Origin of the sequence: Pedobacter polysacchareus, assembly GCF_019802255.1 — a bacterium.
Classification (GTDB): domain Bacteria; phylum Bacteroidota; class Bacteroidia; order Sphingobacteriales; family Sphingobacteriaceae; genus Pedobacter; species Pedobacter polysacchareus.
In genome coordinates this window covers 61,815-74,247 of sequence record NZ_JAHYSS010000003.1, presented here as the reverse complement: position 1 = coordinate 74,247, position 12,433 = coordinate 61,815, and the positions used below count along the sequence as shown (strand labels likewise).

The following is a 12,433-nucleotide window of genomic DNA, read 5'->3' as shown; positions in this document are numbered from 1 at the left end:
TTTATTTAATTACCTGCACCCATTTCCCTGCTGCTGTAGAACTTATATTGTTGTTGTACATCGCTTCACACTGCACTGCAGACAAATAATATCGGCCAATATAAGCCGCATTCAGCAATACTTTGTAAGTCACCGTTTCATTTTCCCTCAGATTGAAATACGTAAAGACACGGTCGTCCCTGATGTCTCTGTAAATATACGGAGAGGAGGCAATGGCACTTTCTGTATCACTGATTCTGGTATTGATGATTTCCCATCCTGAAGGGAAGATTTGCGTCAATGCCATTTGCTCATAGTAGCCCATTTTTCCAGGATTCTTCACTGTTACTTCCGCATAAAAATCTGTGCTTTGTTTTAAGACAGTCGGATCTATGGGTTTGCCATTTAACAATTTGTAGCTGATGTTCATTTCCAATGCTTCCGAATTGTTTGGAAGGAAGGTATTCTGATCAGCTGCAGGCTGGCCTTGTAAGATCAAACGAGCAAACAATACCCGGTTTCCTGTATTTGTGACCGATACTGTAGGGTTCTTAAAGGTCAAAGGAATACTGTTGAGGAATTCTTTCGAATCCCTGCTTCCTTTTCTACCATCAATCAGGTAGCTATATTTAAGGTTATTGGAGCTGGTATTGGCACCACAGAATTTGGCAATCGCCAATAAGCTATACGCCGTAGTTTGTGTACTATACCATTCATTAGTCCCCAGTTTAGAGGCTACTGGCTGCAATAGCTTCGCTGCTTCGCCTTTGCGGCCTAATAAAGTCAGTGTTTCCAAAATCATGGCTTCATCTCTTAAATCAGAACCATAGGTTCCACCGAGTTGCTGATAAGGCTGTACTTCAATAGACAGGCCTTTAATCAAACCATTTGCTGCTACGGCTTGTCCGGCGAGCTGATAACCTGATGCCAGACGCCATTTTGCCGCTACCGACAAGTATTGGAATGCTTTCAGTCTATTCATTGCCGCCATTTCAGGTTTTTTAGCTAGCGCAAGGACATATAACCGGTAAGCTTGAGTTAGATCAGCTCCGTAGAAATTGCTGCTGTTAGGCGCCCAATTTGAAGCTTTACCTTTCAGGTAACGCAACAGTTCATCCAATAAACCAACCGGCAGACTGTAACCTGCATTTTGTGCTTCAATCAGGAAGTGTGCGCCATAAATACTGCCCCATTCATCAGCGCTGGTTGCACCTGGCCAGTAACCAAGGCCACCATCACCAGTTTGGAAGGCACGTAATTTATTGATCCCTGCTTTAATATTTCTTTCTGTCGTTGTTTTTTGCTGCTCGCTAAGTGGCGTTAATTTATTCAAAAACAGCTGTGGAAATACACCAGATGTAGTCTGCTCTACACAGCCATGTGGGTATTGCATTAAATAACCCAATCGTTTTTTAAGGTCAATCGGAGGGATAGCCGACAACTCCAGACTTCCGGAATTACTTCCTACCATGCCAATTGGCGCATAATTCATTCCCCAGTTTTTACCGGGTTCTATCGTTGCTGAAACTACATTACTTACATAGGGATTGGGATTACGAATATCCAGCTCCACATCGTAAGCAATTTTCTCGCTGCCACTTTGAGCGATCAGTTTCACTTTCGCAATTCCAGTCATTTCAGGAGCTTTAATCTCAAAATAAGCCATTTGCTCACCTGGTTGTTTAAATGTCAGTTGCTGGGTTTTGCTGCCGATAACTTCCAGGTTACTGGCTTGCAATTGTAAGGTCACGTTTTTCAGGTTTGGCTCTGTCGCGAATACGGTTGCAGGCAAGGTAAAGCTTTCCCCTGGGCCAATCACCCTTGGGAGTGTTGCCAATAACATCAATGGCTTTTTCACTTGTACGCTTTTTTCAGCAGCACCATAAGCACCATCCTGACCCGCAACTACCATTGCCCTAACGGCACCAATGTATTGTGGCAATTTGAACTTATGGGTATTACTGCCACCTTTAGAAAGGCTGAAAGGCCCCATATATTTGACCACTGGCACAAAGCGATTCGCTTTAGCAGGGTTTAAGTTTTTGTTGATACTGCCGTCACCACCGATGCTGAGAATCCTTTCAAGATTTCCGCCCCAGGCACCCAGGACATAATCAAACAGATCCCATGTTTTTACACCCAGACCTTCTCTGGCATAGAAAACAGGGTGGGGGTCAGGGGTTTTAAATCGGGTTAAGTCGAGTAAACCTTCATCAACAATGGCAATGGTATAGGTCATTGCTTTTCCATTCTGCTCGGAAACAGTGATGGTACTTTCTGTTTCAGGTTTCAGCTTATCCGCCATTTTGATCTGCGGTTTCAGTATGGTTTCAGGGTCTTGAATCAGTAAAGGAATGACACCGTACATCCGGATAGGCAAATCATTTACGGTTTGTGCATGCGGCTGTAAAAGCGTGATATTGGCAAACACATTTGGTGTCATGCCTTTTTCTGCTTTGAATTTAAACTGCGTTTGCCCGGCTTTTGTATCCGTCCAAAAGGTTTTTATCACTCTGCTGCCGTTTTCTATAGAGATCAGGGCTTTGCCGTCCTGACCGGAAGGAATCGTCAGGACGATTTCTTCTCCAACTTTAAATTTGGTTTTATTGGCGGTAAAGGATAGCATAGCTGCTTCGGTAGGGTTATTACCTTGTTCACGCTGTGCCCATCCTGGCCAGTCAATATAAACTGATTTTCCAGTCACGTGACCACTTTTACGATCTCTAACCAATAGCAGGTAACGGCCCCATTCCGGTTCATCAATCCTTAAGTTCCATTTGCCTTTTCCATTATTCAGCGATACTGTTTCTTTTTTCACCAGTTTGTTGTAGGAATTTTGGGTGAAATTCGCATAAGCGTCTTCCTGTTCGCGTTCCCACCACCAGCGCCATTGCACCTTATAAAGTTCCACATCTACATCCTTGCTGCCTGCCAGTAACTTTCCATCTCTGTTCACATTGACAATGTCAATCTGATGGTCTTTGCCTGTGAGCAGCATTCCCGTTAATTTGTCGCCAGCAGGAGTTTTAATCCCGTAATAATCGGCGTATACATGGTAGGGGATGCTAAAATTGTCAATGCTGAAATTACCGCCTGCTTCGAATACTTTGATCGAGAAATTGGCTTTCAGCATACCTGGTGCTGTATTATTTTCATTCAGGTTGGTGTTTACAGTAGCTGTTCCATTTTCATTTAATGTTCCTTCAAAAATGGTTTTCAACTGCGATTCGAAAACCACTGTCGGGTTGTCGAAACTATAATCTTCATATCCTTTAAACGTCGTTTTCATGGTATTCAGGCTGACATCTACTTTTGCTTTTAGATGTTTTCCTGGCGCACCAAACAACCAGTTTGCGGATAATACCGCTGTAGATGGTCCACCAGAACCTAAGTAAGGGCGATTGCCATAATTGAAATTGATTTTAAGCCGGTTTGGCATCACCGTCTCAATTTTAATCGTTTTGGAGAATACAGCGCCGCCGGCTTTTACTTTGGCCAGCCAGTTGCCCGTAGGGGCAGTGCTCTCTGTGGCCGTTCTAAAAGCGTAGAAACCATTTAAAGGTTTACCATTCACCGCTCTTTTAACCAGTTGCCCTTTAGGATTGTATAATTCGAAAGTAACGGGATAAGCGCCAGGTAGTTTTTTAAGTTTGTCTTCCAGAATGAAAGATAAGAACAAGGAGTCCCCGGGACGCCAAACACCGCGTTCCCCATAAATAAAGCCTTTTAAACCATGCTGTACCTGATCACCTGCGACGTCAAATCTGCTCAATGGCAACGCGTTTTCATCATTTACCTTCAGGTATCCACGTTCGTCACCCATTTTGGCCACCAATAAAAATGGCTTTCTTTTGTTGTCAATAGTAACCATACCATCGCCGTCGGTTTTAACCGTTTCAATAACCTGTCGCTGGTAATCCTGTAATTCTATCGATACACCACTTAGGGGCTTGGCGGTTAATAAATCTGTTGCGATGATCAGCATACTGCCATCATTGCCACCTTTGGCAATCAAACCAATGTTGGAGGCAATCAAATTTCGACTGGCAAATCTATCAGTTCTGTAATAGGATGGGGTACAAGGGTTGTCTCTATCTTCCCAGCTATAGCCACTTGGATAATAATTATCATACCTCAGCCAGAAATCATCGAATTCATCCAGGTGCTCCCTGCTGTAATTTTCAAATTCATCTTCAGTGGAATCACCTTCTTTTGAAGACTCCTCCGCGCATTTGAAAAGATTATAGGCGCTTCTAAAGCCAATGGTCACACGGTACATGGCACCAGGTTCTGTACGAATGATCTTGTCCAGGTCTAAAGTAAAGCGATTTTTTTTATGCAGGTTCAGTGATTTATCCTCATCCAAACGAATCGTTTTCTGAACAATCGGTTTACCTACACGTCTTAGTTCCTGATTGCCATCAAATCCATTGGTCTGAAAGAATTGAGGGATATTGTTCTCATAAATCTTGATGATGGTTACGTCTACTGCTTTCAAATTCACCGCATCAAAAGGCAATACCAATTTCCCTGAATTGGGAAGGATCGTTCCTTTTCCGGAAATCTCTACAGATGGAAGTTTGTTCTCAAAAATAATATTGGCTGTTTTTGCCGCATTTAGTGTTTTGTTATTGATATTCTCTACACCTTCATTCACGGTAAACTGGTAATTACCTTCCAGTTTATCAGGGCTATACACCTTCACCTGACTGGCATCAATGGTAAACCGAAGGTTTGACAATTGCGACAAGGTGATCAATCCATTCAGATCCTGACCTACATTGACTGGTTCAGAGAATTGTACCAATGCAAAATCTTCCATGTCCTGCACTGCTTTCATATTCAGGATTTTAAATACTCCTTTAGCAGGAACCACCAATTCTTCTTGTCCTCTTCTTTCTGCTTTAATTGGATCGCCATTCCAGTTTAAGTTCAATGGAGTTTCAGATTTCCCTTTAGGAATACTGTCTATGGTAAAGCTGGAGGTGTTTTTTGCGGGTGTGTGCTGCCATTTTACTTTTAAAGCGCCTGGGAAATCAACCTTTAAACATTGTTCAATCAATTTAGGATCTTCCTGATCGGCAGTGTTGATCTCTCCTTTGAGCTTCATGTAGTCCAGCGAAGTGTTGTTCTGAGAAACAAGACCTTCCTGACTCAGATCTAATCCGGGGTTAATGACTTTAAAGTCAAAATCAAAATCTCCCAAACCTTTTTCCGTTTCTGTCACCTCATCCAGGTGAAAAGTAACGTCATACGTTTCGCCGGATTTCAACGCTTCATCCGGGCGAAATTCTAAGGTTTGCGCATCGATCCAATAGGTTTTTCCTTTGATGGAAGGGGAACTGCTAAATAGGTCCCTTTTATCAGCCACACCAATATCGCCCATGGTTTTCACCTGACTGGCCAATCTGATTCTGATATTGCTTTTTTTGGATACGGTACCAGAAGTATAAGCTTCTATGTATTTGGCATAGGCCTGATTGTCTTTAGTAGGCTTCCTTTTTAGGAGGAAGAAGGTAGTAAGGCCGATAATGACGAGCAGAGCTGCGCCAATAAAAAATCCTTTTCGTGTAATTTTCATGAAATCTGTTCTTATAGGTAAAGATCATGGAAATTAACAAAAAGGATTGAGATCGGGAATTAAACCGAAATTATTTTATCATTACTCCTGGCTTGTTTACCAGTGGAATTCGGATTAGGTTCTCATCTACAATGCTTTCAGGAAGAAAAATAAACTTTTTGTCATAGATCACATTGTTGATATAATAGCTGAGCCAGTATTCATTTGTTAAGCCCAATACTTCTGGAGCAATGGCTTCTACACCGGCAAAAGATTGCGGCATTACATTTCCCAGAGAGTGGCGCAGTACAGAAGTCTGCACTTTTCTACCATCTTTTTCTCCATATCCCTTTGAACTGATCATGACATTTTCCAAAACCTCATTTTTTAGGTTAACCAGATATACCGTCCAGTTTTTAAACTCCGGACTTTCGCTGGTCAATACCACCGCAACGGCAATATCTTCTACTATGTTTTCTGGGAGATCCTTTTTCATAATTACGCTTGCAGGGTTTACCTACCTTCTTATTTTTTTGCTACTGTTTTCTTTTTTGCTGGTGCTTTTGCCGCTTTAGCAGTGGTTTTAGCTGCTGCTTTTTTCTTAGTTGCTTTAGGCTCAAACGCATTTGGTACCTGCTCAACGATTAGTTTTTTCACTTCTTCCAAAGAAACGGATGCCAGATCTTCAGGTGTATATTTTTCACCTGTAGCCGGGTTTTTACCCAATTTCAGCATGTCTTTTCCGAAACGGATGAAAGGTCCCCATCTGCCGTTTTCAATCGCAATTTTCTCCTCATTCCACTGCTGGATGAATCTGTTGGCTTCTTTCTCTACTTTTTTACCAATTAATTCATTGATATCTGCAGCCGAAAGTTCTTCAAAGTTATAGGCTTTTGGTACGTTGATGAACAAGTCGTTCCATTTGATGAAAGGACCGAAACGGCCTTTACCTTTAGTGACCGGTAAACCTTCATAATGAGCAACAGGGGCATCAGCAGTAATTTTCTCCTGAATAATTTCTATCGCACGGTCTCTGTCTACTGATAAAGGCTCTTCATTTTTAGGAATAGAGATGTAAGCATCTCCCCATTTCACGTAAGGTCCAAAGCGGCCTACACCTACAGAAACTTCTTTCCCTTCATAGTCTTCTAATTGGAAAGGCAGTTTAAACTGCTCTAAAGCATCCTCAAGCGTCACTGTGGCCACCGACTGAGATTTTGCCAAACTTGCGTAACGCGGTTTCTCTTCATCGTCGTTCTGACCGATTTGCACCAATGGACCAAACTTACCCACTTTAGCATATACGTTCTTTCCTGAAGTAGGATCCACACCTAGTAAACGTTCTCCGTTTGCACGTTCTGCGTTTTCCAAAGTAGTTTCTACCTCCTGATGGAAAGGGGTGTAGAAGGAGTGGAGCATCTTCGTCCATTCCTGTAAACCTTGAGCGATCTCATCAAATTCCTTCTCTACATTGGCTGTAAAGTTGAAATCGACAATGCCTTTAAAGTGTTCTACGAGGAAGTCGTTGACTACTTCACCTATATCTGTTGGGAAGAGTTTTGATTTCTCTGCACCGGTAATTTCTGTTTTAATTTGTTTTTTGACTTCGCCATTTGCCAATACAATGGAGGTAAAGGAACGCTGACGACCATCACGGTCTTCTTTTACCACGTAACCACGATTTTGAATCGTAGAAATCGTTGGTGCATACGTAGAGGGACGACCGATACCCAGTTCTTCCAGTTTCTTGATCATGCTGGCCTCCGTATATCTTGCCGGTGGACGAGAGAAACGCTCTGTTGCATTCATTTCTCTTAAGCTCAATTCCTGGCCTTTAGCCAATGGAGGCAGCATGTTGTTGTCTTCCGAATCTTCTGCATCATCGTCATCGCTGGATTCCAGGTATACTTTTAGGAAACCATCAAATTTCAATACTTCACCTTCGGCAACTAAATGCTCTTTGCGGGTACTAATGGCAATCTGTGCCGTTGTTTTTTCAAACTGTGCTTCAGACATCTGAGAAGCGATGGCGCGCTTCCAGATCAATTCATACAAACGCTGTTCTGAACTGTCGCCGGTAACGGTATGGTGATTGAAATAAGTAGGGCGGATGGCCTCGTGAGCTTCCTGTGCGCCTGCAGATTTCGTTTTATAAGTTCTTTGGTGGTGGTATTTCTCGCCCCATGCAGAATTAATTTCCGCTGCCGCTGCCTGTAATGCAGTCTCCGATAAATTCACGGAATCGGTACGCATATAGGTGATACGTCCACTTTCATACAGTCGCTGAGCGATCTGCATCGTCCTTGACACGGAATATCCCAGTTTTCGGGAAGCTTCCTGCTGTAAAGTCGAAGTTGTAAATGGAGGCGCTGGGTTTCTTTTTGCAGGTCTGGTTTCTAAACTGGCCACGCTGAATCCTGCCTGGATACAGTCGTTTAAGAATTTCTCCGCATCTGCTTCTTTTTCAAAACGCTGTGGCAATTCTGCTTTCACCACTTCTTTACCTTTTCCGGTGCTGAATTGTGCAGATACCTTAAATGCAGCGGTTGCATTAAATTTATTAACTTCTCGCTCTCTATCTACAATTAAACGTACGGCCACCGACTGTACTCTACCTGCAGATAAAGAGGGTTTGATTTTTTTCCATAATACCGGAGAAAGTTCAAAACCTACCAATCTATCCAATACACGGCGTGCCTGCTGAGCATTGACCAGGTTATAATCGATGGTACGCGGATTTTCTATCGCCTTTAATATTGCAGGCTTAGTGATCTCGTGAAATACAATCCGTTTGGTTTTATTTTCTTTTAGTCCTAATGTCTCATATAAGTGCCAGGAAATTGCTTCCCCTTCACGGTCCTCATCGGACGCTAGCCATACCATTTCGGCTTCCTTGGCTAACTTCTTAAGCTCGGCTACTACATGCTTTTTATCGGCAGGGACCTCATAGGTCTGGGCGAAATTATTGGCTACATCGATGCCCATATCCCCCTTAACCAAATCCCGGATGTGTCCGTAACTTGATTTAACAAGGAAATCTTTTCCTAAATACCCTTCAATGGTTTTAGCTTTTGCAGGTGACTCAACTATTAATAAATTCTTCGCCATTCAGAACGTTTTTCTGCAAATAAAGCTATAAATAAGGCTAATTTCAAAATCCGATATGATTTTTATAGTAAATAAATTTGAAAAAGTCTCATTTTACGCGGTATAAAGTGGTGATTATAGCATATTTATGAAGCTTATTCGAGGTAATGTGTTTTTTTTGATAAAAAAATGGGGATGTGCTGAATAGGGTGAATGCAGCAATATATTTGAAGTAATTTGTTCTGATCATGCGGGAATAGCTTCGATTCTACCTTTATAGCAAGTAAATATTTCTTTGATACTTATAAATAGGATACATTATCTTGTTCAAAATCGCCCATTTAACATAGCAGCCTAGGAATGTTTAATCCGCTGGACATCTTTCGGTAATAAATAAAGTTTTTTTACTATTTCCAAGCTTATTTTAGTTTCAAACAATCTTTTTGTGCTTAACTTCGTTTATACATTAAAAATATCAAACTATGAATACATTATTAATATTACTGAGCCTGATCTTTACCCCGCCAGCAAAAAGTATTTATGATTTCAACTTTAGGACTATCGATGGTAAAGTGATGAAGATGTCGCAATTTAAAGGAAAGAAGATCCTGATTGTGAACACCGCTTCTAAATGTGGGTATACCCCTCAATATGAAGACTTAGAAAAACTGAGCAAGCAATATGGTAAGAATGTTGTGTTAATCGGATTCCCAGCTGGTAATTTCGGTGGACAGGAATTGGCCACCAATTCAGAGATCCAGGACTTTTGTAAAAAGAATTTTGGAGTTACCTTTTTATTAAGTGAAAAGGTGAGTGTTAAAGGTGATGACATTAATCCTTTGTTCAAATACCTGACGACTGCTGCAAACCCAGATTTCACGGGCGACATCAACTGGAACTTTGAGAAGTTCTTAATCAATGAAAAAGGAGAATTGGTACACCGTTTCCGCTCTAAAGTGAAACCTTTAAGCGAAGAGCTGACTAAAAACCTTTAGTAATTAGCTGGCAATTTTATTTAAACCTGTTTCTTTTGAGACAGGTTTTTTTATGGGCTGATGTTCAGGAGGTACTTTATAAAAAGTAATTTCTCCATTTTGCAATGCCACCTTTTAGACTATAGATCTGCTTGCTGGAACCCTGTTTATCATGCAAGGCCTCTGCCGCCGCAACACTTCGGATCCCATGCTGACAAATAAACACGATGTTTTTTTCTTCGACAGCAGTATTTAAAAATTCAGCAAACTCAGACATTGGCACTTTTTTGTAGATTTCGCTATCAAGTACTGGCACTTCATGGCGTTCTCTTACGTCTATAAGTAAGGTTGATGCTTCTTTTTGAAGCGCAGTCAATTGTGTAATGTCTATTTCAGTGTAAGCTTGCATGATTTGAGAAAAATTGTGGAGTTCGATTTCCATGACGCAAATTTACCGTTTAAATACGGGTTATGCCGAGGTTTTTTGTAAAACAGATGGCAATAACCTTAATTGGGTTTATCGGGAAGCTTACTCTTTGGATGTGGCTGAAATTTTAACTTTGCACTAAGTGTGGTTTTGCCAATAGCTCCAGTTCACCCTTTGGTATGCTCCGGTTTATTGGCCGCAGTGCTTTGCATTAATTTGTCAGGTACGCTAATTTTTCTTCGGGTTTGCAGCTGGAATCTTTAAAAGAGTCACTTGGAGAAGAATTAAAAGATCTATTAGGAAACACAAGAAATTAAGGGGGATTGACCTATTAGCTGAGCTACTCAAAAAGGAGTTGATAAGTCCCTTCAGTAGATTTTGAACTGGAGTGCTATCCGGTCATACTCATTTTCGGGTATTTAATGCACTTTAATGTTTTATATTTTTCAAGTAGCATATAAAACAATTTTCTTCTTAGCCTAGTTTATTGTCATTGTGAAACCTTAAGTATTTAATGAATACTAAGATTTTCAATTTAAGCGTAAAAAAATACCATGGAAAAAGAAGCTTTTAACATTCGGGTCGGTTACGGCAAAAAGGAAGTCACATTGACGATCCTTAAAGAAAAAGATTATTATAAGGTGATTTATTTTGGGGGTATCATGGGCGCTGTTCGTCATGACCGGAACGAATGGGTATTAATGAAAACGACGGAAATTCCAGCCGGAGATCTTCCAATATATACCCCAGAATTGAAAGGGGAGCGTCTAGAGATTGTATTTGATGAGCATACAGCACGGGCTATCGGAAAGGAAATTGAGCACCTCATTGATTAAGCAACTGTTAGATCTACTTAAGGACCAAAGGCTTTTCAGATTTAAATTTTGGCGCTGCAGCACGCGTCCCATTGTTACATTTACCCAGCATCATGTAAATCACCGCAAATATGATGATCGTAGACAAACAGCCGCCGCCTAATTTTTTTGCTCCCCAACCCGCAATAATGGTTCTAAAAAAGTTATTCATAAGTTTATTTTTTGATAGAAAGTTTGTAGACAACCATAACACTTGTGAGCATCATAAGGTTTAAATCAAATAGAACAATGACCTAAAATGAGTGTTAACATAAGTACTGATCTTTTATTAAAGAAAATTTATGACCAAAAATCTAGCTGAACACCAAGCATTCGAATGGATTGACCTCACTGCTCCCACAAAAGAAGAGCTTTCCAGCATCGCCGAAAAGTACAAATTACATCCTGCCTTGGTGAATGATTGTCTTCAGCCGGATCATTTGCCAAAATATGAAAGGATGGAGGATTATGCATTTATTATATTTAGGATACATACACAAAGAAATGTCGAGGAAGCGGATACCGTACAAGAGCTTACCCATAAAATAGCGTTTTTCTACTCCGATAAATTCCTGATTACTGTTCATCGCAGAACACATGATTTGATCGCACCAATAGCCAAACTGATTAAACATGAAAAATGCAGCAGCACCCTTGACTTATTGAATCTGTTGATTAATGCTTGTTTAAATACTTATACAGCACCTTTAAATAAACTAGCTAAAGCTGTTGACTATTATGAAGAGATCGTTTTTTTAAGACCTAAAAAAGCACCATTGCTAAAAGGACTATACTATTTAAAGCGGAAAATAGACCTGTTGAAAAGGATGCTGATTCTCTCCTATGATATCATTGATGCATTGGATGGGCAAGAGGGAAATGTGAATACCCGGGATACCCGGGATTTATATGTTAAACATCAGAGCATGCTGGACTCACTGGCTGAAAACATCCATCAGCTGCTGGCCATTTATTTCTCCGCATCTTCTCAGAAAACGAACGAAATTATGCGGGTGCTGACCATCTTTTCAGTATTCTTTATGCCCTTGACATTTATTGTTGGGATCTATGGAATGAACTTCGAGTTTATGCCGGAAGTACATTGGAGAATGGGATATCCGGGAGTGATGGGCTTGATGGTGGTGGTGACGGTGGCCATTTATTTTTGGTTCAAAAGAAAAGGCTGGCTTTAATGTTATTGTTGTTTTTTTATCAGTTTAGTAGATGATATGAATGCCGGCAGTGCTTTGACTACCGGCTTGAGAGGCTACAGGTTTGGCTTTTCATGCCTTTATTGTCGCTATGGTTTACCCTTCGAAAATTTGTATTGGATTAAAGAAGGGAATAGATTCATTGATTGCTTAAGACAAACATACAAGGCTAAAAAGTATTATTTCCCACCCGAATGGGTAGGTTTCATAATTTAATGCATTTAAATCAACCCACCCATTCGGGTAGGTTAAGAAATACACTTTATATTCTATTGGAATTCAATAAGTTGTATTTTTATCTTTGTTTTTGGTCATCTAAAGCCTATTTTCAAGAAGAAAAG

Annotated in this window: 8 protein-coding genes; 3 read left to right on the top strand and 5 right to left on the bottom strand. The window is 40.8% G+C overall.

What is annotated here, in order from left to right; translation table 11 throughout:
* Position 1 precedes the first annotated feature (1 nt).
* From K7X70_RS08090 to topA, 3 genes are all read right to left on the bottom strand, one after another.
* Entirely contained in the window at positions 2 to 5,560 is a 5,559-nt protein-coding gene (locus K7X70_RS08090) for an alpha-2-macroglobulin family protein (RefSeq protein WP_222536583.1), read from the bottom strand.
* A gap of 70 nt (positions 5,561 to 5,630) precedes the next feature.
* Complete coding sequence (locus K7X70_RS08085) at positions 5,631 to 6,035, bottom strand: hypothetical protein (protein ID WP_222536582.1); 405 nt, start codon at positions 6,033 to 6,035, stop codon at positions 5,631 to 5,633.
* 29 nt (positions 6,036 to 6,064) lie between these two features.
* A complete protein-coding gene (gene topA / locus K7X70_RS08080) occupies positions 6,065 to 8,647 on the bottom strand; it encodes a type I DNA topoisomerase (RefSeq protein ID WP_222536581.1) in 2,583 nt (860 codons plus the stop codon).
* A gap of 461 nt (positions 8,648 to 9,108) precedes the next feature.
* On the opposite strand from topA, the gene K7X70_RS08075 reads away from it, so the two are divergent.
* On the top strand, positions 9,109 to 9,621 hold the full coding sequence (locus K7X70_RS08075; RefSeq protein WP_222536580.1) for a glutathione peroxidase: 513 nt from the start codon (positions 9,109 to 9,111) through the stop codon (positions 9,619 to 9,621).
* A gap of 76 nt (positions 9,622 to 9,697) precedes the next feature.
* Here the strand turns inward: K7X70_RS08075 and K7X70_RS08070 are convergent, their stop codons facing one another.
* Positions 9,698 to 10,042, bottom strand: a complete 345-nt coding sequence (locus tag K7X70_RS08070; RefSeq protein WP_222536579.1) for a rhodanese-like domain-containing protein — start codon at positions 10,040 to 10,042, stop codon at positions 9,698 to 9,700.
* A gap of 539 nt (positions 10,043 to 10,581) precedes the next feature.
* On the opposite strand from K7X70_RS08070, the gene K7X70_RS08065 reads away from it, so the two are divergent.
* Positions 10,582 to 10,863: a hypothetical protein gene (locus K7X70_RS08065; protein WP_222536578.1), complete on the top strand. Its 282-nt coding sequence runs from the start codon at positions 10,582 to 10,584 to the stop codon at positions 10,861 to 10,863.
* 13 nt (positions 10,864 to 10,876) lie between these two features.
* Here the strand turns inward: K7X70_RS08065 and K7X70_RS08060 are convergent, their stop codons facing one another.
* Positions 10,877 to 11,053, bottom strand: coding sequence for a hypothetical protein (locus tag K7X70_RS08060; RefSeq protein ID WP_222536577.1), 177 nt, complete (start codon positions 11,051 to 11,053; stop codon positions 10,877 to 10,879).
* A gap of 130 nt (positions 11,054 to 11,183) precedes the next feature.
* Between K7X70_RS08060 and corA the strand changes: the two genes are divergently transcribed.
* A complete protein-coding gene (gene corA, locus K7X70_RS08055; RefSeq protein WP_222536576.1) occupies positions 11,184 to 12,074 on the top strand; it encodes a magnesium/cobalt transporter CorA in 891 nt (296 codons plus the stop codon).
* Positions 12,075 to 12,433: the final 359 nt, after the last annotated feature.